The organism is Cupriavidus sp. 2SB, assembly GCF_005503625.1.
GTDB lineage: Bacteria > Pseudomonadota > Gammaproteobacteria > Burkholderiales > Burkholderiaceae > Cupriavidus.
Genome location: NZ_SCMX01000002.1, coordinates 1 through 20,150 on the forward strand (window position 1 = coordinate 1; position 20,150 = coordinate 20,150).

The following is a 20,150-nucleotide window of genomic DNA, read 5'->3' on the forward strand; positions in this document are numbered from 1 at the left end:
GTGCTGGAAGGCGTGGGATCGCCCGTGGCACCCGCCGAACTCACGTGGGCGTTGATCATGGCGGCCCAGCGCCGCATTCCGCAGTACGTGGCCAGCCTCAAGCATGGCGCCTGCGCCACCCGCACCGCCCGCACCCGAGCCACCCGCACCGGCCGCCCCATCGAATGCTGCCCCGCGTGCCGTAGGCATCGGCGAAATGGCCTGTTCGCAGCCCAGCCCCGTGTATCCGCGCCAGTCGCAGCGCATGGGTGAAACCGGCACGGCGGTGGTACGCCTGAACTTTGACGAAGCGGGCAAGGTCATCAAGGCCGTGGTGTCGAAGTCCAGCGGCTCCGAACGGCTTGACGAGGCAGCGGTGACTGCGGCGAAGAACATCCGCTGCAAGCCCTACACAGAAAACGGCCGTGCGCTGGCTGTGACGGCGCAGCAGCCGATCAAGTTCGAGCTGAACTAATTCCCCCGGAAATTTCCGACATACCTAAACACTGACTTTTTCAGGAACCACCATGCAGGACCTCGGACTCTCACACGTATGGGCGCAAGGCGATTTCGTCATGCGCGCGACCGCCATCATTCTGCTGGTGATGTCGCTGTTGTCGTGGATCGTGATTCTCACCAAGGCGTGGGATCTGGTCCGCCTCAAGAAGATGGCGCACGGCGCCGAGAAGCGCTTCTGGCACTCGGACGATTTCGATCACGCCCTGGACACGCTCGGCGCGAGCGACGCCAACCCCTTCCGCACCCTGGCCCTGACCGGCAAGGAAGCCGCGCAACACCATCGCGCCAGTGCACCGCAACTGCACGACGCGCTCGATATGTCTGACTGGCTGACCCGTTCGCTGAAGAGCGCGATCGACGAAGCCGTGTCGCGGATGCAATCCGGCCTGGCTATCCTGGCGTCGGTCGGTTCTACCGCACCGTTCGTCGGCCTGTTCGGTACGGTCTGGGGCATCTACCACGCCCTGATCGGTATCGGCGCCTCGGGCGTTCCGACCATCGACAAGGTGGCTGGCCCGGTGGGCGAAGCGCTGATCATGACCGCCTTCGGCCTGGCAGTGGCAATTCCCGCAGTGCTGGGCTACAACGCCCTGAGCCGTGGCAACAAGGGCGTGATCAGCAAGCTGAACCGCTTTGCGCACGACCTGCACGCCTACTTCGTGACCGGCGCGCGTCTGCGTCCGGCTACCTCCGCTGCCCGCGCTGCCGCCGACGACGCTTCGGTGCGGCTGGCGGTCAAGAACTAAGCGCAGCGCGCTGAAGGAAACGCATCATGGCATTCGGCACACTCGACGGTGACGATGATGAAGTGATGAGCGAGATCAACATGACGCCGCTGGTCGACGTCATGCTGGTGCTGCTGATCATCTTTATCATCACGATTCCCGTCATCAACCACGCGGTCAAGATCGACCTGCCGCGGGCGACTAACCAGCCCAACGACACCAAGCCCGTGAACATCAACGTCTCCGTCGATGCGCAGGGCAAGGTGTTCTGGAATCAGGAAGAAGTGGATCCGGCCCAACTGGAGCAGCGCATTGCAGAAGCCGCGCTGCTCCAGCCGCAACCCGAGCTGCATCTTCGCGCCGACCGCGACGTCAAGTACGAGAAGGTGGCCGAGGTGATGGCCGCCGCCCAGCATGGCGGACTCGGCAAGATCGGCTTCATCACCGAACCGAAGCGCTGATTCTTTCGGCAACACTTGGCTCGGTTGTAAGAGGGCACCCCTGGCGGGTGCCCTTTTTCATGGGCGCGAAGTACCGATGCCCTCACAGATGTAACGACATGCAAACTTCACGCATCGCCCCCTTGTAATGATAACAATTCTCATTTATGATCATTTCCATCGTGATTTGCCCGGCCGCTGTGGCGAATCGCAACCCTGACACCCAGTGATCCGGTGAATCCACCAACCCACTGAAAGCTTCGAACGGAGAAGACCATGAGCACTCTGAGCCTGCCGCTGTCGCAACCGCGTGAAGTCACGCGCCGCCGCCTTTCCCTGCGCCGCGTGGAAGTTGCACCGCAGGCGCGTCGCGAGGTATCTGCTGCTCCCTCCGCACTGGAATCGGTCAAGTCAGTGGTCGCTGCGCTGCCCGCACGCCTTGAGGCCCTGATGCGCCAAGCGCCTGCCAGCAATACCGACACACCAGCAATGCCGCTGGAAGCCATCATGCAAGGCGCCACGACGCTGCCGATCCTGCATAACGGCGATGTCTACACACTGCGCGTGACGCGCTATGGCAAGCTGATTCTGACCAAGTAATCTGCGCCGACCCGATTGCAACGAGCAGGGCCGGACGGGCTCTAACGACTTTTGTGGGGACCACCCTTCGATGGGTGTTAGGCAGTAGCCAGACGATCGGATTCAAGCGGTACGGCAGGATTCCAAACCCCTTGCCGCACCGCCCGATGCCAGCCATGCCACCTTTTTATACCGCCCCGCAGGCATTGCGCCTGCGGGGGCTTTTTACTTCTGATGACCGCTGACGGCCGGAAGATCAGAGACCCAGGGCAGCGATGCCCGCGCGTGCGATCTGCGCGTCTTCAGTGGACTTCACGCCGGAGACACCCACTGCGCCCACCACCTGATTGTTCGCAACGATAGGCACGCCGCCTTCCAGCATGCCGTGCAACACCGGCGCGGTCATGAACGAGTAGCGGCCGTTATTGATCATGTCTTCGTAGATCTTCGACTCGCGGCGACCCAGCGACGCCGTACGCGCCTTTTCCGTGGCGATGTAGGCGGAGATCGGTGCCACGCCGTCCAGACGCTGCATGCCGAGCGGATGACCACCGTCGTCGACGACAACAATCGTGACGGCCCAGTTATTGGCCTTGGCTTCTGCCTCCGCAGCAACCAGTACTTTCTTCACGTCATCTGCCGTCATTACGGTTTTTTGCTGCATACCTCTCTCCATCGGTTCAGGGTTGAGGTCGCAGTATATCGCGCGAGCTTCTCGCGAAAATGCGAAAGCACTTCGCACGGCAGTTGAAAGTCCTTCACCTGCATACCGCTTGACTGCTTCCGTCCAAATGAAAAGACCCGCGTTTGCGGGTCTTTTCGAATACTGTCCGGCGCCGGCAATTCACGCACCGTCCGAGAACGCGTCGCGCCTGTCATTCACCCGGGCGCCATCCAGGAATACGTCGCGCTTATCGACGGCACGCGCACCGTCGGTGTAGGTGTCACGCGAATCCGCAACGCGCTGGCCACCGCTGTAAACATCGTATTTGACCGGTGCGGCAAACGCCGAAGCCGACAACCCAGAAAGTGCGCCGATAACGGCGAGCGTAGCAATGCGAGATTTGACGGTCATATGATTCCCCTTCTTGCGAGTTTCGGACAATCGCCGCGCCATCAGCCAGTTGTATCTTGTATCGCTGCTGTGGGGGCGGCGGCATCTCTTCCATATTAGGGAGAAACCCTCGGAGAACGTTGAGTCCCCTTGACGCGTAGCGTCAAAAACTTTGAGCGACGAATTGAGTGGGGAACTGACAACTCAGACGTCCAAACACGGCATGTAGGAATCCACGAAGCGGCGCTTTTTCAGAGAAAAGAAATAGAAAAAGCCCCGACAGGGGCTCTTTCATCAAATCTAAGCGAGGTGTGAAAGGTTCGAAACCGGTCAGACCTGTATTAGCGATGACCGTGGCCATGACCATGTCCATGTCCATGGCCGTGACCATGACCCCGACCATGCCAGCCAGGACCGTAGTAGGGCCGAGGACCGTAGTAGCGCGGACCACCGCCGTAATAACGCGGACCGTAATAGACCGGCGCAGGGCGAACCACCACTGGGGGCGGGCCATAGTAGACCGGTGCCGGTGCAACAACCACCGGGGGCGGAGGCGCATAGTACGCGGGTGCTGGCGGGTAGTAGGCAGGCCCGCCTACCACGACGCCCGGGACGCCGATCGCGACGTCAACGTTCACACGCGCCATTGCAGCGCCCGACGCCAGCGCGGCGGCTACACCGAATGCTGCGAACAACCAACGTTTCATGATCGTGCCTCTACTGTCAGGGATTCTGATATCGCTATTGTACGAGGCCCCCGTCTTTGAGGTGAAACGGAGGTATCGACATTGTTACCGCCAGTAACAGCGAGATCACATCGAACAGTGAGCTTGTCGCGACGCCTGGGCGAGGTTTCGGCTTGCTTCCCAAAGGCGAAGCCACCACAATACCGGGCTTGCCGTGCGGCCGTGGAGAAATTGGTAGACTCAGCAGACTTAAAATCTGCCGCTCTTACGGGCTTACGGGTTCGACCCCCGTCGGCCGCACCACTTCCCTCCCCTTCCCTCTCCTCGGCCAGTCACACCAGCCATGCGCAGAGCACTGCGCCCGCACCCATCAGGAAGACGAACAACAGGCCGGCAAGCGCCAGCGGCTTGCGTCCAGCGCGTAGCAGATCGCTAATGCGAGTATGCAGGCCGATCGCGAGCATCGCGCAGGCCAGCAGCCAGTTGTCGAAGGCCACCAGCGCAGGCTTCCACTCTGACGGCACCAGGGCAGCCGAGTTCAGCGCCATCACGGCAACGAAGCCCACGGCAAACCACGGTACCGAGCGCAGCAGCCCGCGCAGATTGCGATGGCCACCTGCTTCCTGCGACCAGCTTGTACGCGGCCACAGGGCCATGATCAGCAACAAGGGGCCAAGCGCCAGCACGCGCACCATCTTGGCGACCACCGCCGCATCAGCCGTGGCGTCATTGATCATCTTCCCCGATGCGATGACCTGGGCCACTTCATGTAGCGTGGCGCCTGTGAAGATCCCGAAGGCGCGATCGCTGACAGCCACGTGCCAGTGTTGCGTCAACAGTTCATGGATCCACGGGTACAGCAGCATGCCGGCAGTGCCAAACAGAACGACTGTCGCCACGGCCACGGCAGTCTGCCGATCGTCGGTGCGGACCACCGAAGCCACGGCAATCGCAGCCGCCGCACCACACACGGCACTTCCCGCACTGACCAGAATAGCCTCGCGACGACTCAAGCCGAAGAAACTCGACCCCACCCAAGTACCAAAGAGCAGCGTCGCGACCAACATCATCAGCGGCACCGCTACCCCGCCGACACCAAGCGCCGCAATCGCGCCAAACGTCAGACGCAGGCCGTAGAGCGCCACGCCGAGCCGCAACAAATGATGTCGGGCGACCTGCATGCCGGGCGCCAACGGCGTCAGCCAGTGCTTCGGCATGGTGTTTGCCGCCACCATGCCCGCACACATGGCCAGCGTCAGCGCCGACAGCCCGTATTGCGAAATCGCCGGATGATCCGCGAGCACCTGTGCCAACCACGCGATTGCCCCGAGGGGAATGAGCGTCAGCAGTCTCTTGCGCCACAACGTGATCGCGGACGGGGCAAGAGAGGTGGCTACTGTGTGCGGGGCAGGAGTCGTGGACATGGCAGCGACGGCGTTCTTGTTGAATGACCGAAGCGTACGCATCCGTGATCAACCCGTAAAACGGGTAATATCGTTATGCGTAAACAGTTTTATCGATAGATCATGGATCAGCGTCCACTTCGTCTCACACTCCGCCAGCTTCAGGTCTTCGTCGCCGTCGCACAGCATGGAAGCACCATGGCCGCAGCCAACGCGCTAGCGATGTCGCAGTCCGCCGTCAGTGCATCGCTCGCCGAACTAGAGCGCGCACTAAACGGCGCATTGTTCGACCGCGTGGCGCGTCGCCTGTCCATTAACGAGGCGGGGCGGCAATTTTTCCCACGCGCGCTGTCCCTTCTGGATCAGGCGCATGAACTGGAACGCTTTGCCTCGGCAAGCGGCGTGCAGCTCCGTATCGCCGCCAGCAATACGATCGGCAGCTATATCCTGCCCGCGCTGCTGGCGGGCTTTCGCAATGCGCAGGCTGGTCCGTGCACGCTGGACTTACGGATTGGAAATACCCAGGACGTTCTGAATGCGCTGATGCAATTCGACGCCGATATCGGACTGATCGAGGGAACCAGCCACGAACGCGACCTGCGCAGCGTGCATTGGTGCGACGACGAGATGGTGGTGATCGTCGGTCCTGGCCATCCGCTGGCAACGGTAGCCCATCAGACCGAGGCGCTGCACGAGATGCTGCGAGAGGCTGACTGGATCGTGCGGGAACCTGGATCGGGGACCAGGGAGATCATCGAGGCCCGCCTCGTGCCAGCGCTAGGCACCCTTCGATTTGCCCTTGAGCTGGGGAATGCGGAGGCGATCAAGCGTGCGGTGATGAGCGGCTTTGGCGTCAGTTGCCTCTCCTTGCACGTTGTGCGCGACGAGATCGAGCGCGGCCTGTTAGTCGCCCTGCGCCAGGGCCTGCCTCGCGTGATTCGACCGCTGCAATTGGTAGTCCATCAGGACAAGTTCCCAACGCAGGGTCTGCTCGCTTTCACCGAATACTTGCGAGGTGCCGCGCCAACGTTGGCACCGTGAACTGTTGAAAAGGTATGCGGGAAGCGAGGAAAACAAAAACGGCGCCACATCGGGCGCCGTCTTGCTGATACTGGAGGCGGAGGTCGGAATCGAACCGGCGTACACGGCTTTGCAGGCCGCTGCATAACCACTCTGCCACCCCGCCAGGTGACGATCCTGAATTGTATCCGTATTCGCTGCGCACATCCTGTGCAACGCGGAGACAATCCCTGGAAAGAAAAAGGGAAGCACTGCTTCCCTTTGGGATGTGGAGCGGGAGACGAGTCTCGAACTCGCGACCTCAACCTTGGCAAGGTTGCGCTCTACCAACTGAGCTACTCCCGCATACAACTTTTACTGCGTGGCAGCGATGCTGCCAATCTGCCGATCCGACGAATCCGAATCACCAGATGCCATTAACCTGGAGCGGGAGACGAGTCTCGAACTCGCGACCTCAACCTTGGCAAGGTTGCGCTCTACCAACTGAGCTACTCCCGCAGGGTCCTGCATACTACCGAAAAGCAGACTATCGCGCAACTTCTTTTAACTACGCAGCTTTATGCTGGCAATTCGCACTAAGTCCTGCTTATCTTGCTGCCTTCGTTTCCGTCGTCAGCAGCGAGAACGAGATTATTGCAAAAGACGAACCGGCTCGTCAACAACTTTTTGCAGGGATTTCATTTTTGCGTGCGAGCGCTGGTCAGTGCATCGCTGCGCTCGCGGATCTGCGGCCACGCCAGCTTCATGTAGTAAATCATCGACCATAGCGTGAGCACCGCAGCCAGGTAAATCATCCAGCCGCCGAGCACTGACGCGTCGATGCCCATCAACGAATCGTTAAACAGTAGCAGGGGAATGGCAACCATCTGCACCGTGGTCTTGAGTTTGCCCAAAAAGTTGACGGCGACGCTCTTGGACGCGCCAATCTGCGCCATCCATTCACGCAGCGCCGAAATCGTAATCTCACGGCCGATGATCACCAGCGCGATCAGATCGGCCACTCGACCCAGTGCCAGCAGCGAGAGCAGCGCGGCGGTGACCATAAGCTTGTCCGCCACCGGATCCAGGAAGGCGCCGAAGGATGAAGTCTGGTTCCAGCGCCTGGCCAGGAAGCCGTCGAGCCAGTCCGTCGCCGCCGCGATGATGAAGAAGGACGCCGCCGTCACGTTCTTGGTATGCATCGGCAACCAGGCTTCCGGCAGGTAGTAGACCCCGACGACAAGCGGAATCATGGCCACGCGGAGCCAGGTCAGCAGGATGGGAATATTCAATGGCATGTGCGAGGGGGTCTGGGAGGCGCGAATCAGCCGAGCCTCCGATATCGGATGGGCGATTGTCGCCTATTTCGGATCAAACCCGATAATTTTGGGCGGAAGCCGCACAATTGCCAAGGCGCAACCCCTACCCGGCGTCGATCAATGAAGCTGCCGATAGATTTCCTCGGCCAGCGTGCGCGAGATGCCATCCACGCTCGCCAGCTCGTCGATACTCGCTGCCATCACGCCACGCAAGCCGCCGAAACGCGTCAACAGTTTCTGGCGGCGGCGCGCCCCGATGCCCTCGATTTCCTCGAGTCGCGATGTCGTACGCGCCTTGGCCCGCTTCGCCCGCATGCCGGTGATCGCAAAGCGGTGCGCCTCGTCGCGGATCTGCGCCACAAGCATCAGCGCAGCACTCCCTTGCCCAAGTTCCAGCGATGGTCGCCCATCGGCAAAGATTAGCGTCTCCAGCCCGACCTTGCGACCCTCCCCCTTCGCCACACCGACCAGCAGGCCGATGTCGAGGCCAAGTTCCTCGAACACCTGCCGCGCCACCTCCACCTGCCCCTTGCCGCCGTCGATCAGCACCACACGCGGCATCCTCGGTACCCCTTCGGCCCCTACGTCGCCGGGGTCGCCACCCTCTTCCTGAATCTGTTCGACAAGCTTCTGGTAACGACGGGTCAGCACCTGCCGCATCGCTGCGTAGTCATCGCCCGGGGTGATATCGACAATATTGAAGCGACGGTACTCGCCATTCTGCATCTCATGGTGGTGGAACACCACGCACGATGCCTGAGTTGCTTCGCCTGCCGTGTGACTGATGTCGAAGCACTCGATGCGCAGCATCGAAAGGTCCTCCATGTCGAGACTGATGGTCTCGGCCAGCGCCCGTGTGCGCGCCTCCTGACTGCCTTGTTCAGCCAAACGGCGTGCCAGCGCGAGGTCGGCACCCTGTATCGCCATTTCGAGCCAGATCCTGCGCTGACCTTGCGGCTGCCGTACCAGCGCCACCTTGCGGCCTGCCTGCATCGAAAGGGCCTCCACGACGGCACTATCCGCAGGCAGGTGACTGACTACGACAATGGGCGGCGCGGTCTGATCCAGGTAATGCTGAATCATGAAGGCCGACAGCACACGCGCGGCAATCCGATCGACGGTGAGCACACCATCTCCCGGCATGGCTCCGGCCTCCCCCTCGCCACCGGCATCGTCGCTTTCCTCGACGATCATCGCCGCTTCGTCGGCGTGAGCGGGGAAATAGGCCTTGTCGCCCAGATGCCGACCGCCGCGCACCATCGCCAGGTTTACGCAAGCGCGGCCGCCCTGGACCGCCACGGCCAGGATGTCAATGTCACGGGCCTGGCCAACCTCTTCCACCGCTTGGCGCTTGAGCACGGTGGAGAGCGCACCGATCTGGTCGCGCACGGCGGCCGCCTGCTCGAATTCCAGTTGCACCGCGTGCGATTCCATCTTGGACTGCAGCGCTTCAAGCACCTCGGTTTCGTTGCCCTGCAGGAACCGCGCGGCATTGCCAACATCGCGTGCGTAGTCCTCCGCGCTGATTGCGTCCACACATGGCGCCGTGCAGCGATGGATCTGGTGCAGGAGGCACGGGCGCGTGCGGTTGTTGAACACCGAATCCTCACAGGTACGCAACTGGAATACCTTCTGCAGGATCTGCATGCTCTCCCGAACCGCGTGGGCGCTCGGGAACGGGCCGAAGTACTGGTGCTTGCGATCGGTGGCACCACGGTAGTAGGCCATGCGCGGGAACTTGTGCCCGGTCAGCTTCAGGAATGGATAAGACTTGTCGTCCCGAAACAGGATGTTGTAACGAGGCGCCAGCGCCTTGATGAGATTGTTCTCAAGCAAGAGCGCTTCAGCCTCGGTACGCACCACAGTCGTCTCGATACGGGCGATCTTGCCCACCATCATCGCGATGCGCGGCGATAACTGTGTCTTGTTGAAGTAGCTGGATACGCGCTTCTTCAGGTCCCGCGCCTTGCCCACGTAGAGCACGTTACCGTCGGCATCGATATAGCGGTAGACGCCAGGCAATCCGGGCATGCGCGCCAGGATCGGGCGTGGATCGAACTCGGGTACATCCGGTGGCTCGGATGCCTGCCGTGGCTGCAGCGGCTCCGAAACAGAGTCTGTCGGCGAAGGCGCCGGGTCAATCGGGGAAGCGGATTCCTGCTCGGGCATCGGGATTGTGGGACGAATATAAGTGCCTTGCTGCGCCGGACCACGCCGCCAAAATGCGACGCCAAACCACGGTGCTGGCCTAGAATCGCAAGTTTAGAGCAATTCTTCCCCGAGACTTTTCCCAAGGGGATCGCCCTCACCGCCATGCCAATCCGTTCCTGGGATATCTTCTGCACCATCGTCGACAACTACGGCGATATTGGTGTCTGCTGGCGACTTGCCCGCCAGCTTGCGCAGGAGCACGGCCATACCGTCAGGCTCTGGGTAGATGACCTCCACAGCTTCGCGAGACTGGCTCCTGAACTCGACCCGACGGCCGAACGGCAACGGCTGGCGGGCGTTGACATCCGCACCTGGCAGCCCGCCAGCGCCGACGCGCCGTTTGACGCCCCCATGCCGCACGATGTCGTGATCGAAGCCTTTGCCTGCCACTTGCCGGCCCCGTTCCTGCAAGCCATGGCCGCAGCGCCGCGCAAACCCGTATGGCTGAACCTTGAATACATGAGCGCGGAAGACTGGGTGGCGGAGCATCATGCGATGGCGTCACCGCACCCGCGCCTGCCGCTGACGAAGTATTTCTTCTTTCCAGGCTTTGCCCGCGGCACCGGTGGCTTGCTGCGAGAATCGATGATTGGCGCTTCGCGCGATGCGTTTCGTACCAGCCCCGCCGCCCACGCCGCACTATGGCACCGGTTGGGCGTAAAGCCCACGCCGGATGCGTTGAAAATCAGCCTGTTCGCCTACGCCAATCCTGCCACCCCTGCGCTGCTCGACCAATGGCAGCACGGCGATTTATCCATCGACTGCTTCGTGCCACAAGGCCTCGCCGCGACGCAGATCGAAGCGTGGCTTGGTGCATCGATGCAGCCCGGCACCTCGCATCGTCGCGGCAACCTTGTACTGCACGGCATCCCTTTTGTGCGCCAGGAACACTACGACGAATTGCTGTGGGCCTGCGACATCAACTTCGTGCGTGGCGAGGATTCCTTCGTGCGCGCCCACTGGGCTGCCCGGCCGTTGGTCTGGCACATCTACCCGCAAGACGACGATGCGCACCACATCAAGCTCGATGCCTGGCTGACGCGTTTCGCTCGCGCCGGTGTTGCGCCGGACGCCTCCGCCGCATTGCGCGAGTTCTGGCACACATGGAACGGCTACGGTGGAACCCCGGACTGGGCGGCGCTTTATGCACAACTGCCGGCGCTGACCGCCGGGATGGACCGCTGGCAGCGGCAGTTGCAGCACCTGGGCGATCTGGCTGCGAATCTGGTGGACTTCAGCGAAAATCGGGTAAAATAGCCGGTTGATTTTGATGGCGGGCCCCAAGTTTCAAGGCCAAGAACAAACTGCCGGCTGCGCGCCTTCGCCACACCGCTTTTCCGGGCTTATATCGAACCCGGACCAAATTTTTTCAGGAAGACAGTTCAGATGAAAATCGCACAGGAACTCCGCGTCGGCAACGTGTTCATGATCGGTTCCGACCCGATGGTGGTTCAGAAGGCCGAATACAACAAGTCGGGCCGTAACGCCGCCGTCGTCAAGATGAAGTACAAGAACCTGCTGACGGAAGCCCCGGGCGAGTCCGTTTTCAAGGCCGACGACAAGTTTGAAGTGGTCATGCTCGACCGCCGCGAATGCACGTACTCGTACTTCGCGGATCCGATGTACGTCTTCATGGACGCCGACTACAACCAGTTCGAAGTCGAGAAGGACAGCATGGGTGACGCGCTGAACTACCTCGAAGACGGCATGGCTGTTGAAGTCGTCTTCTACAACGAGAAGGCCATCTCGGTGGAAATGCCGACCACGCTGGTCCGCGAGATCATCTATACCGAGCCGGCCGTCAAGGGCGATACGTCGTCGGGCAAGGTGCTCAAGGGCGCCAAGATCAATACCGGTTTCGAACTGCAAGTGCCGCTGTTCTGCAACATCGGTGACAAGATCGAAATCGATACGCGCACCGGCGAATACCGCAGCCGCGCCAACTAAGCTTCACGGCGCCACGCGATAAAAAAGGGCAGCTTCGGCTGCCCTTTTTGTTCTTCTGCGCAACTTCGCCTGAGTGCCTCAGGCGATCAGCGCCAACTCCTTCAACAACCGCAAGGACGCCCGGTACTCGCCCTCTTGCTCGAGCTTGTTCCAGTCCAGCGGCTTGCGTCGACCGAACAGCTTCCGAATGCGGCGCTGCGATGCCTTGCTGGCCGGCGTATCCAACTCCGTCAGCAGTTGGTCGGCCTTATCGGGGTTGTTGCAGATCAACACCATATCGCAGCCGGCATCTAGCGCGGCGCGCGCGCCCTGCGTAACGCTGCCGGCCACACTGGCACCTTCCATGCTGAGGTCGTCGCTGAAAATCACACCTTCGAAACCAAGCTGCGCACGCAGGATGTCCTGCAGCCAGAAACGCGAGAAGCCGGCGGGGTTGGGATCGACCTTCGGATAAATGACATGCGCCGGCATGACCGAAGCCAGCGCCGGACCCATCCAGTCATAGGGACGGGCGTCGTGTGCCAGGATCTCCTCAAGCGGACGCTCGTCGACCGGCACAGCCACATGCGAATCCGCCTCCACGTAACCGTGTCCAGGGAAGTGCTTGCCGCAGTTGGCCATGCCAGCAAGCAGCAGGCCATGCGTCAGGTGGTTGGCCAGCATGGTGACCACGCGCGGATCCGCATGGAACGCGCGATCTCCGATCACGCCACTACGGCCAAAATCGAGATCGAGCACGGGCGTGAAGCTCAGGTCAATGTCGCAGGCGCGCAGTTCGGCTGCAAGTACATACCCGCAGGCGATAGCGGCCTTAGTGGCCAGAAGCACATCGCGGTCCCATAGCTGGCCGAGCTTCGCCATGGCCGGGAGGTGCGTGAATCCATCGGTCTTCGCACGTTGCACGCGACCACCTTCATGGTCGATACAGATCAGCACATCGTCCCGGACGTTACGAATCGCGCGCGTCAGCGCAGTCAACTGTGCGCGCGATTCGAAATTGCGCGCAAACAGGATGACGCCGCCGGTCAGCGGGTGTGCGATGCGCCGTGCGTCCTCGGCATTGAGCTTCTTTCCCACCACGTCGAGCACTACCGGGCCCGGATGCTTGCCAGTCACTTTCTTGTTCATATCGATTCAGTTCGAGGCGGTTTCAGGCAACAGACCGGACACGCTGGTCTGCTCCGCGATCGCAAACGCGACCGCATAGTCTTTTTCGTCACTGACACTGACACGGATGGTCAAGCCGCGTTCCCGCACCCAGTCGGCCAATTCGCCCGTGCATTGCGGCGTGGGCTCGCCCGAGGGCAGGTTCAGCAGCTCCATCGCGCGCCACGTCATCGGCCAGCGCATACCGAGGCCGATGGCCTTGGAAAACGCCTCCTTGGCAGCGAAGCGCGTGGCCAAAAAGGCCAGGCCGCGCTTCTCCGAGCGCGCCTTGCGTGCGTGATAGACCTTCAGTTCGCGTGGGCCGAGCACCTTCTCGGCAAATCGACCGCGCGTGCGCTCCATTACGCCCTGCACGCGATCAATCTGAATGATGTCGGTGCCGACACCGTAGATCACGCGGCTTGCCCCGGCACCGGATAGCGCGTACCCAGGCGAGCAGCCACCATGATCGCCTTCATCTCGCGCACGGCATTCTGCCAGCCGACAAATACGGCATGGGCAACCACTGCATGACCAATGTTCAGCTCCTTGATGCCAGGCAGCGCCGCGATCGGCTGAACGTTGGTGTAGTGCAGACCATGCCCCGCGTTAACGATCAGGCCATGCTTCTGCCCCGCATTCACGGCTTCGGCGACGCGACGGAACTCCACATCCTGCACTTCGGGCGTGTGAGCCTCCGCGTATCGGCCCGTGTGAATCTCGATCACCGGCGCCTTGCACGCAGCGGCAGCGGCAATCTGCTCCGGGTCCGCATCGATGAACAGCGAAACGCGGATTCCCGCGTCGGCCAGTTGGCGACATGCCGCGCTGACCTGTTCGAAGTGGCCCTTCACATCGAGTCCGCCTTCCGTGGTCACTTCCTCGCGCTTCTCGGGCACGAGGCAGACGTCCTGCGGCTTGACCTGACAGGCAATGTCGAGCATCTCCGAGGTGACGGCGCACTCCAGGTTCATGCGCGTGGCCAGCTTCGGGCGCAGCGCGAACACATCGGCGTCGCGGATATGCCGGCGATCCTCGCGCAGATGCAGCGTGATCAGGTCCGCGCCAGCTTCTTCGGCTTGCAGCGCAGCCTGGATCGGATCGGGATAGACCGTGCCGCGCGCATTGCGCAGCGTGGCAACGTGATCGATATTGATGCCCAGGTCGATGACCCCGGGATTCGCGTGGAAGATCATGCCGGCTTGCTCGAAAAAATGAATATCAAAGGTATTGCAGATCAATCAGGATCTGGCGCGTCTTGAGCGGCTCGCCCTGCAGATAATAATGCAGAAGAAACCGCATCAGCGCGCGGCTTTGCGCTGCGGTCTGCGCGCGCGAGTAATCGTCCTGCGCCATGTCGAGCAATGTCTGCCCCGCCACCACCGGCCAGCTCGACGGATCGCTTGCATGCGCACGCCGCACGCCCCGTTCAGGCTGGTAGACGTAGTCGAACCCTGCCTGCACACGCTCGCCACTCTTCACGCACTGGTCAAACGCCACGGCGAAACCGGTTTCCTGCAGCAACACACGCTCGAAGCTGCGCAGCACGAGGCTGGCCGATTCGCCATGCGCCAGCCGCGTCAGCGTGATCATGTAGTGCTTGAACAGTGCGGGATGCGAATCCTCGCGAGGGCAGAATCGCAATAGCAATTCGTTGAGATAGAAACCTGACAGCAGGGCATCGCCCGCCAGCGGCAACATGCCGCCCACGTACTCGGCCTTCGTGAGGGTCTTGACCTCGCCGCGCCCGGTCCACGACATCGAGATTGGATGAAAATGCTGGAGCACCGGGCGCAACACCGAATGCGGACGCTTGGCGCCCTTGGCCACCATCGCCATGCGTCCATGGTCACGCGTGAACACATCAAGGATCAGGCTCGTCTCGCGATACGGATACGCGTGCAGCACAAATCCGGCTTCGTTGCTGACCCGCAATTCCGAGCGGGCCGGCACGATGCGCATGGCGCGATCCATCATTTCCCGGCCAGCCACGACCGCCGGACTCAAGGCTCCGCCTACGCCGGACTCCAGCACCTCGGCAGCCTCCTCGGCAATGGGATCGGCACTGCGCGCCCGCGGCACGGCGGCGCGGCGCACGTCAGGCATCTTGCTCACTCGTAGCCGTAGGCCCGCAACCCGGCTTCGTTATCGGCCCAGCCGCTCTTTACCTTGATCCACATTTCCAGGTAGACCTTGCCGTCGAACAACTTTTCCATGTCAAGGCGTGCCTCGGTGGAGATCTGCTTGAGCTTGGCACCCTTGTTACCGATGATCATGGCCTTGTGCGCGTCGCGCTCGACAAGGATCGTCGCGAAAATCCGGCGCAGGCGCCCTTCGGTCTCGAACTTGTCGATGATCACCGTGCTTGTGTAAGGGAGTTCGTCGCCCGTCCAGCGGAACACCTTCTCGCGGATGATTTCCGATGCCAGGAAGCGCTCGCTCCGGTCGGTCATGGCATCCACGTCGTACATCGGCTCGCCTTCGAGCAAATAAGGACGGATGATGGCCAGCAAGCGCTCGATGTGATCGTGTGTCTTGGCCGACATCGGCACCACTTCCGTGAACGGGAAGCGCTGCCCCATCTGCTCCAGGAACGGCATCATCACTTCGGTGCGGCCTTCGCCGATCCGATCGAGCTTGTTGCACACCAGCAGCACCGGCGTGTTCTTCGGCAGCAGCGACAGCACCTTTTCATCATCGGCGCCGAAATACCCGGCTTCCACAACGAACAGCACCAGATCCACCGACGAGAGCGTCGACGTAACAGCACGATTGAGCGTGCGGTTCAGCGCGCTGGCATGGCGAGTCTGAAAACCTGGCGTATCAACAAACACGAACTGTGCGTCGTCCGTGGTCTGGATACCCACTATCCGATGGCGCGTTGTCTGCGCCTTGCGCGACGTGATACTGACTTTCTGGCCGACCAGCGCATTCATCAGCGTGGACTTGCCGACATTGGGACGGCCAACGATGGCCACGGTGCCGCAACGAAATGCCGGGGCACCGGAAGTGTCCGCCGCTTGCTGCGACGGAGGGAGAGAATCGGTCATTCCTTCAACCTGAGAGACAACTGGGGATCCGGGGGCACCGGCTGCTTGCGTGTCTTGCCCGTACGCTCGGCGCGGCTGCGCTTGAGCAACTGGGGCACGAGCTTCTGGACTTCGTCCAGCGCCAGCTTGGCCGCCGCCTGTTCGGCCGCACGCCGCGAGGCGCCGGTGCCAAACACGCGCACCTCCAGTTTAGGCACGATGCACTCGACTTCAAATTGCTGGCTGTGAGCCGCACCGTGCGTGGCGATGACGTTGTACTGCGGCAGGGCGATCTTGTGGCCCTGCAGGTACTCCTGGAGCAGCGTCTTGGCGTCCTTGCCCAGTGTGCGCGGATCCACCTGCTCCAGAATCGGGATATACAACTTGCGGATCAATGCGCGGGCGGCATCGAATCCCGCGTCCAGGAACACCGCACCGACAATCGCCTCAAGCGCATCGGCGAGAATCGACGGGCGGCGGAAACCGCCGCTCTTCAACTCACCCTCGCCCAGACGCAGCACCTCTGAGAGCTGGAGCATCTGCGCAATCTCGTAGAGCGCCTGTTGCTTGACCAAGTTGGCCCGCACGCGCGACAGATCGCCTTCGTCCAACTTGCCGAACATGCCGTACAGCATGTCGGCCACGGCGCAATTCAGCACCGAATCGCCCAGGAACTCCAGGCGCTCGTTGTGATTGGCGCTATGGCTGCGATGCGTGAGCGCCTGCTGCAGCAATTCGGGCTTGCTGAATCGGTAGCCGAGACGTTGCTGCAAGGCGTCGAAGGTCATGTCGTTACTGCGTTCCCGAATAGGTAATCAAAAAGCTTAATGGACCGTAGATTTTCACCTCGGTCCGGTACTCGAATCCAATCGAGCGAATCCGCCCGGTATCGTCTTCCGTAATATCCAGATCTTCACCATGGATCGACCGGATATCGTCGATCGAGGCTTGCTTGTCGAAGCTCGCGGCCAGTTCCTTGCGGTTGCTGGAATTGTCCCGTGCGTAATTCACCGCACGCTTGACCGAAAAATATTCCATCACGCTGGGTATCGACTTCAGCGCGGGGATTGCCACCGCGATGAGGAGGAGGAGAATCACCAGCAGCGATCCCATCGAAAAGCCACGTGATTTTTTCGTCACGCCAGCACGGGCACAACCCCGGCTTCCCCGAAACCAAATTTCTTGACCCATCTGCGCTGCCCTCGTTTTTGAGTGTTTTGCGCTGCGTGAGACTGCCAGGACTTACTTGAACGACCCCACGCGCCCGAAATTGCCCAGATTCATCCAGATCATGAATGCGCGGCCGACGATGTTCTTGTCAGGCACGAATCCCCAATACCGGGAATCCAGGCTGTTGTCACGGTTGTCCCCCATGACGAAATAGTGGCCTTCCGGCACCTTGCAGGTCAGCCCCAGCTGATTGTAAGTGCAGTTATCGCGGAACGGAAAATCCGGATCGGCACCAGCGATAAACGCGGGCCGGTCAGCATCGTTAAGAATCCCGTGCTGGACACCGCCTGGCAGCGTCTCGAGGAAGTGCCTGGAATATGACAACCGCTCCTCGTCGAGATAATCGGGCAACTGCGTGTACTCCGCTGGCTTGCCGTTGATCGTGAGCTTCTTGTTCTCGTAACGCACCACGTCGCCCGGCACGCCGATCACACGCTTGATGTAGTCGAGCGACTCATCTTTCGGATAACGGAACACCATCACGTCGCCGCGCTGCGGTTCGCCAATGTCAATGACCTTCTTGTTCACCACGGGCAGACGAATGCCGTAGTTGTACTTGTTGACCAGGATGAAGTCACCGATCAACAGCGTGGGAATCATCGAGCCGGACGGAATCTTGAACGGCTCCACCACGAACGAGCGCAGCACGAACACTGCCAGGATGACCGGAAAGAAACTGGCCGAATATTCGAGCCACCACGGCTGCCGCAGCTTCTCTTCGGCAAGCTTGGCGCGCGACCGATCAATCTCCGGGCTGCCCGTTGCCGCCTGCAACTGCCGCTGCGCATCGAACTCCGCGAGCGCCAGTTGGGCCGTGCTGCGGCGTTGACGTTCGAATACCAGCTTGTCGGCAACCCAGGCAATGCCCGTAATGACCACCAGCACAAAAAGGATCAGTGCAAAATTCATGACGGCTCGGAGTGATGTCGTGTTGTTGTATTCGCCGGAAACGCGCGCTTATTTATCGTCCACCTGCAGAATGGCCAGGAAAGCCTCCTGCGGGATTTCCACAGTCCCCACCTGCTTCATGCGCTTCTTGCCGGCCTTCTGCTTTTCCAGCAGCTTCTTCTTACGCGAAATATCGCCGCCGTAGCACTTGGCCAGCACGTTCTTGCGCAGTGCCTTGACGTTTTCACGGGCGATGATATTCACGCCGATGGCCGCCTGAATGGCCACGTCGTACATTTGCCGCGGAATGATCTCTCGCATCTTGGCCGCGACCTCGCGACCGCGATATTGCGAATTCGAACGGTGGACGATCACGGACAGCGCATCGACCTTGTCGCCGTTGATCAGGATATCCACCTTGACCACGTCGGACGGGCGGTATTCCTTGAACTCGTAGTCCATCGACGCATACCCGCGCGACACCGACTTCAAGCGATCGAAGAAATCGAGCACGATTTCCGCCATCGGAATTTCGTACGTCAGTTGCACCTGTTTGCCGTGGTAGCTCATGTTGATCTGCGAGCCACGCTTCTGCGTACACAGCGTGATCACAGAGCCCACATATTCCTGTGGCATGTACAGATTCACCGTCACGATCGGCTCGAGGATGGCGTCGATCCGGGTCGTATCCGGCATCTTGGCCGGATTCTCGACGGTCACCACCGAACCATCGCGCATCTGCACCTGATAAACCACGGTTGGCGCGGTTGTAATCAGGTCCATGTCGAATTCGCGCTCCAGGCGCTCCTGCACGATTTCCATGTGCAGCAGGCCAAGGAAGCCGCAGCGGAACCCGAAACCGAGTGCCTGCGAAACTTCCGGCTCGAACATCAACGAGGCATCGTTCAATCGCAGCTTTTCCAGCGATTCGCGCAGCGCCTCGTACTGGTTCGCTTCCACCGGATAAAGACCGGCGAACACCTGCGGTTTCACTTCCTTGAAACCGGGCAGCGGCGCCTCCGCGCGGCGTGCCAGCGTGGTGATCGTGTCACCGACCTTGGCGGCCTTCAGTTCCTTGATGCCGGCAATGACAAAGCCCACCTGGCCGGCGGTCAGTTCGTCACGCTGGACAGACTTCGGCGAGAACACGCCCACCTGTTCGGTCAGGTGTTGTGCGCCGGTTGCCATCAGCAGGATCTTGTCCTTGGGACGCAGCGTGCCGTTGACCACGCGCACAAGCATCACGACACCCACGTAGTTGTCGAACCACGAGTCGATAATCAACGCCTGGAGCGGTGCAGCCGGATCGCCCTTGGGCGGCGGCACCTGCGCAATCATCGCCTCGATCACGTCTTCCACGCCGAGCCCAGTCTTGGCCGAGCACAGCGTAGCCTCGCTGGCATCGATGCCGATGACATCCTCGATTTCCTGCTTCGCGTTATCGGGGTCCGCCGACGGCAGGTCGATCTTGTTGAGCACGGGCACCACTTCCACGCCCAGTTCGATGGCCGTGTAGCAATTGGCGACGGTCTGGGCTTCCACGCCCTGCGACGCGTCCACCACCAGCAGCGCGCCTTCGCACGCCGACAGAGAACGGCTGACTTCGTAGCTGAAGTCCACGTGTCCCGGGGTGTCGATCAGGTTCAGGTTGTAGACCTTGCCATCGCGCGCCTTGTAGCTCAACGCCGCGGTCTGTGCCTTGATCGTGATGCCGCGCTCCTTCTCGATATCCATCGAGTCGAGCACCTGTGCTTCCATCTCCCGATCCGACAGCCCCCCACAGCGCTGAATGATCCGATCGGCCAGCGTGGATTTGCCGTGGTCGATGTGGGCGATGATCGAGAAATTACGAATATGGTCCATCTAGTCTTCTGGGAAACGCAGGCGGTGCCCGGCGGTGTCACGGAGGACGGCGGGCGCGGCAGGAAGGTGGAGCGCAGGAATTGCGCCAATCCGCGATTTTACCGTATTTTCAAGGACTTCCGGCGCACGAAAT

22 protein-coding genes, 4 tRNA genes and 2 pseudogenes are annotated in these 20,150 nt (G+C 61.1%); 9 read left to right on the forward strand and 19 right to left on the reverse strand.

Annotated features, from left to right (window positions below; genetic code table 11):
- The 5 genes and pseudogenes from FFS21_RS00975 to FFS21_RS00995 all read left to right on the forward strand — a co-directional run.
- Positions 1-111, forward strand: a pseudogene (locus tag FFS21_RS00975) (D-2-hydroxyacid dehydrogenase family protein); the annotation flags it as partial.
- Positions 104-454: pseudogene (locus tag FFS21_RS00980) on the forward strand (energy transducer TonB); the annotation flags it as partial. The pseudogenes FFS21_RS00975 and FFS21_RS00980, both read left to right, overlap by 8 nt.
- Positions 455-506: 52 nt before the next feature.
- Positions 507-1,244 carry a MotA/TolQ/ExbB proton channel family protein gene (locus FFS21_RS00985; protein WP_137923078.1) on the forward strand — a complete coding sequence of 246 codons (738 nt, stop codon included), beginning with the start codon at positions 507-509 and terminating at the stop codon, positions 1,242-1,244.
- A 26-nt stretch (positions 1,245-1,270) separates the two neighbouring features.
- Positions 1,271-1,684, forward strand: a complete 414-nt coding sequence (locus FFS21_RS00990; RefSeq protein ID WP_137923079.1) for an ExbD/TolR family protein — start codon at positions 1,271-1,273, stop codon at positions 1,682-1,684.
- 255 nt (positions 1,685-1,939) lie between these two features.
- The gene (locus FFS21_RS00995) at positions 1,940-2,263 is read left to right on the forward strand and encodes a hemin uptake protein HemP (protein ID WP_137923080.1); all 324 of its coding nucleotides are present in this window, start codon (positions 1,940-1,942) and stop codon (positions 2,261-2,263) included.
- 235 nt (positions 2,264-2,498) lie between these two features.
- Here FFS21_RS00995 and FFS21_RS01000 read toward each other — a convergent pair whose 3' ends face one another.
- From FFS21_RS01000 to FFS21_RS01015, 4 genes are all read right to left on the reverse strand, one after another.
- Positions 2,499-2,906 carry a heme-binding protein gene (locus FFS21_RS01000; RefSeq protein WP_137923081.1) on the reverse strand — a complete coding sequence of 136 codons (408 nt, stop codon included), beginning with the start codon at positions 2,904-2,906 and terminating at the stop codon, positions 2,499-2,501.
- A gap of 180 nt (positions 2,907-3,086) precedes the next feature.
- Complete coding sequence (locus FFS21_RS01005) at positions 3,087-3,317, reverse strand: hypothetical protein (protein ID WP_137923082.1); 231 nt, start codon at positions 3,315-3,317, stop codon at positions 3,087-3,089.
- A gap of 142 nt (positions 3,318-3,459) precedes the next feature.
- Positions 3,460-3,657: a hypothetical protein gene (locus tag FFS21_RS01010; RefSeq protein WP_137923083.1), complete on the reverse strand. Its 198-nt coding sequence runs from the start codon at positions 3,655-3,657 to the stop codon at positions 3,460-3,462.
- Positions 3,638-4,003: a hypothetical protein gene (locus FFS21_RS01015; RefSeq protein WP_137923084.1), complete on the reverse strand. Its 366-nt coding sequence runs from the start codon at positions 4,001-4,003 to the stop codon at positions 3,638-3,640. The genes FFS21_RS01010 and FFS21_RS01015 overlap by 20 nt, the downstream gene beginning before the upstream one ends.
- A gap of 195 nt (positions 4,004-4,198) precedes the next feature.
- Here FFS21_RS01015 and FFS21_RS01020 point away from each other — a divergent pair.
- Positions 4,199-4,285 (forward strand) — tRNA-Leu (locus tag FFS21_RS01020).
- Between the two features lie 29 nt (positions 4,286-4,314).
- On the opposite strand, the gene FFS21_RS01025 is transcribed toward FFS21_RS01020, so the two are convergent.
- Positions 4,315-5,406 (reverse strand): YeiH family protein, encoded by a 1,092-nt coding sequence (locus FFS21_RS01025; RefSeq protein WP_137923085.1) that lies wholly within the window; start codon positions 5,404-5,406, stop codon positions 4,315-4,317.
- A gap of 102 nt (positions 5,407-5,508) precedes the next feature.
- Here FFS21_RS01025 and FFS21_RS01030 point away from each other — a divergent pair, with 102 nt between their 5' ends.
- Positions 5,509-6,426 carry a LysR family transcriptional regulator gene (locus tag FFS21_RS01030; RefSeq protein ID WP_137923086.1) on the forward strand — a complete coding sequence of 306 codons (918 nt, stop codon included), beginning with the start codon at positions 5,509-5,511 and terminating at the stop codon, positions 6,424-6,426.
- Between the two features lie 71 nt (positions 6,427-6,497).
- Here FFS21_RS01030 and FFS21_RS01035 read toward each other — a convergent pair.
- From FFS21_RS01035 to uvrC, 5 genes are all read right to left on the reverse strand, one after another.
- A tRNA-Cys gene (locus tag FFS21_RS01035) sits at positions 6,498-6,571 on the reverse strand.
- 103 nt (positions 6,572-6,674) lie between these two features.
- Positions 6,675-6,750, reverse strand: a tRNA-Gly gene (locus tag FFS21_RS01040).
- A 77-nt stretch (positions 6,751-6,827) separates the two neighbouring features.
- A tRNA-Gly gene (locus tag FFS21_RS01045) sits at positions 6,828-6,903 on the reverse strand.
- A 179-nt stretch (positions 6,904-7,082) separates the two neighbouring features.
- Complete coding sequence (gene pgsA / locus FFS21_RS01050; RefSeq protein WP_137923087.1) at positions 7,083-7,682, reverse strand: CDP-diacylglycerol--glycerol-3-phosphate 3-phosphatidyltransferase; 600 nt, start codon at positions 7,680-7,682, stop codon at positions 7,083-7,085.
- A gap of 138 nt (positions 7,683-7,820) precedes the next feature.
- Positions 7,821-9,872, reverse strand: a complete 2,052-nt coding sequence (gene uvrC / locus FFS21_RS01055) for an excinuclease ABC subunit UvrC (RefSeq protein ID WP_171020302.1) — start codon at positions 9,870-9,872, stop codon at positions 7,821-7,823.
- A gap of 144 nt (positions 9,873-10,016) precedes the next feature.
- On the opposite strand from uvrC, the gene earP reads away from it, so the two are divergent.
- Positions 10,017-11,171 (forward strand): elongation factor P maturation arginine rhamnosyltransferase EarP, encoded by a 1,155-nt coding sequence (earP, locus tag FFS21_RS01060; RefSeq protein WP_137923230.1) that lies wholly within the window; start codon positions 10,017-10,019, stop codon positions 11,169-11,171.
- A 129-nt stretch (positions 11,172-11,300) separates the two neighbouring features.
- A complete protein-coding gene (gene efp / locus FFS21_RS01065; protein ID WP_137923088.1) occupies positions 11,301-11,861 on the forward strand; it encodes an elongation factor P in 561 nt (186 codons plus the stop codon).
- Positions 11,862-11,939: 78 nt separating this feature from the next.
- On the opposite strand, the gene nagZ is transcribed toward efp, so the two are convergent.
- From nagZ to lepA, 9 genes are read right to left on the reverse strand one after another with little or no spacing between them, the layout of a single operon-like run.
- The gene (nagZ, locus tag FFS21_RS01070; RefSeq protein ID WP_137923089.1) at positions 11,940-12,989 is read right to left on the reverse strand and encodes a beta-N-acetylhexosaminidase; all 1,050 of its coding nucleotides are present in this window, start codon (positions 12,987-12,989) and stop codon (positions 11,940-11,942) included.
- A gap of 6 nt (positions 12,990-12,995) precedes the next feature.
- Positions 12,996-13,424 (reverse strand): holo-ACP synthase, encoded by a 429-nt coding sequence (gene acpS, locus FFS21_RS01075; RefSeq protein WP_137923090.1) that lies wholly within the window; start codon positions 13,422-13,424, stop codon positions 12,996-12,998.
- The gene (gene pdxJ, locus FFS21_RS01080) at positions 13,421-14,203 is read right to left on the reverse strand and encodes a pyridoxine 5'-phosphate synthase (protein ID WP_137923091.1); all 783 of its coding nucleotides are present in this window, start codon (positions 14,201-14,203) and stop codon (positions 13,421-13,423) included. The genes acpS and pdxJ overlap by 4 nt, the downstream gene beginning before the upstream one ends.
- A 25-nt stretch (positions 14,204-14,228) precedes the next feature.
- A complete protein-coding gene (gene recO, locus FFS21_RS01085; protein ID WP_137923092.1) occupies positions 14,229-15,113 on the reverse strand; it encodes a DNA repair protein RecO in 885 nt (294 codons plus the stop codon).
- A gap of 5 nt (positions 15,114-15,118) precedes the next feature.
- On the reverse strand, positions 15,119-16,057 hold the full coding sequence (gene era, locus FFS21_RS01090; protein WP_137923093.1) for a GTPase Era: 939 nt from the start codon (positions 16,055-16,057) through the stop codon (positions 15,119-15,121).
- Positions 16,054-16,824 (reverse strand): ribonuclease III, encoded by a 771-nt coding sequence (rnc, locus tag FFS21_RS01095; RefSeq protein ID WP_137923094.1) that lies wholly within the window; start codon positions 16,822-16,824, stop codon positions 16,054-16,056. Before rnc ends, era begins: the two co-directional genes overlap by 4 nt.
- Positions 16,825-16,828: 4 nt before the next feature.
- Positions 16,829-17,227, reverse strand: coding sequence for a DUF4845 domain-containing protein (locus FFS21_RS01100; protein ID WP_249359040.1), 399 nt, complete (start codon positions 17,225-17,227; stop codon positions 16,829-16,831).
- Positions 17,228-17,278: 51 nt separating this feature from the next.
- Positions 17,279-18,175, reverse strand: a complete 897-nt coding sequence (gene lepB / locus FFS21_RS01105) for a signal peptidase I (RefSeq protein ID WP_137923095.1) — start codon at positions 18,173-18,175, stop codon at positions 17,279-17,281.
- 48 nt (positions 18,176-18,223) lie between these two features.
- Positions 18,224-20,017: a translation elongation factor 4 gene (lepA, locus tag FFS21_RS01110; protein WP_137923096.1), complete on the reverse strand. Its 1,794-nt coding sequence runs from the start codon at positions 20,015-20,017 to the stop codon at positions 18,224-18,226.
- Positions 20,018-20,150 lie beyond the last annotated feature (133 nt).

Coding starts and splice junctions, on each gene's coding strand:
- FFS21_RS00985 (WP_137923078.1), top strand. CDS start 507: ATGCAGGACCTCGGACTCTCACACGTATGGGCGCAAGGCGATTTCGTC.
- era (WP_137923093.1), bottom strand. CDS start 16,057: ATGACCGATTCTCTCCCTCCGTCGCAGCAAGCGGCGGACACTTCCGGT.
- recO (WP_137923092.1), bottom strand. CDS start 15,113: ATGCCTGACGTGCGCCGCGCCGCCGTGCCGCGGGCGCGCAGTGCCGAT.
- FFS21_RS01010 (WP_137923083.1), bottom strand. CDS start 3,657: ATGGCCACGGTCATCGCTAATACAGGTCTGACCGGTTTCGAACCTTTC.
- earP (WP_137923230.1), top strand. CDS start 10,017: ATGCCAATCCGTTCCTGGGATATCTTCTGCACCATCGTCGACAACTAC.
- lepB (WP_137923095.1), bottom strand. CDS start 18,175: ATGAATTTTGCACTGATCCTTTTTGTGCTGGTGGTCATTACGGGCATT.
- uvrC (WP_171020302.1), bottom strand. CDS start 9,872: ATGCCCGAGCAGGAATCCGCTTCCCCGATTGACCCGGCGCCTTCGCCG.
- FFS21_RS00990 (WP_137923079.1), top strand. CDS start 1,271: ATGGCATTCGGCACACTCGACGGTGACGATGATGAAGTGATGAGCGAG.
- FFS21_RS01025 (WP_137923085.1), bottom strand. CDS start 5,406: ATGTCCACGACTCCTGCCCCGCACACAGTAGCCACCTCTCTTGCCCCG.
- pgsA (WP_137923087.1), bottom strand. CDS start 7,682: ATGCCATTGAATATTCCCATCCTGCTGACCTGGCTCCGCGTGGCCATG.
- rnc (WP_137923094.1), bottom strand. CDS start 16,824: ATGACCTTCGACGCCTTGCAGCAACGTCTCGGCTACCGATTCAGCAAG.
- pdxJ (WP_137923091.1), bottom strand. CDS start 14,203: ATGATCTTCCACGCGAATCCCGGGGTCATCGACCTGGGCATCAATATC.
- lepA (WP_137923096.1), bottom strand. CDS start 20,017: ATGGACCATATTCGTAATTTCTCGATCATCGCCCACATCGACCACGGC.
- FFS21_RS01015 (WP_137923084.1), bottom strand. CDS start 4,003: ATGAAACGTTGGTTGTTCGCAGCATTCGGTGTAGCCGCCGCGCTGGCG.
- efp (WP_137923088.1), top strand. CDS start 11,301: ATGAAAATCGCACAGGAACTCCGCGTCGGCAACGTGTTCATGATCGGT.
- FFS21_RS01100 (WP_249359040.1), bottom strand. CDS start 17,227: ATGGGTCAAGAAATTTGGTTTCGGGGAAGCCGGGGTTGTGCCCGTGCT.
- nagZ (WP_137923089.1), bottom strand. CDS start 12,989: ATGAACAAGAAAGTGACTGGCAAGCATCCGGGCCCGGTAGTGCTCGAC.
- FFS21_RS00995 (WP_137923080.1), top strand. CDS start 1,940: ATGAGCACTCTGAGCCTGCCGCTGTCGCAACCGCGTGAAGTCACGCGC.
- FFS21_RS01000 (WP_137923081.1), bottom strand. CDS start 2,906: ATGCAGCAAAAAACCGTAATGACGGCAGATGACGTGAAGAAAGTACTG.
- FFS21_RS01030 (WP_137923086.1), top strand. CDS start 5,509: ATGGATCAGCGTCCACTTCGTCTCACACTCCGCCAGCTTCAGGTCTTC.
- FFS21_RS01005 (WP_137923082.1), bottom strand. CDS start 3,317: ATGACCGTCAAATCTCGCATTGCTACGCTCGCCGTTATCGGCGCACTT.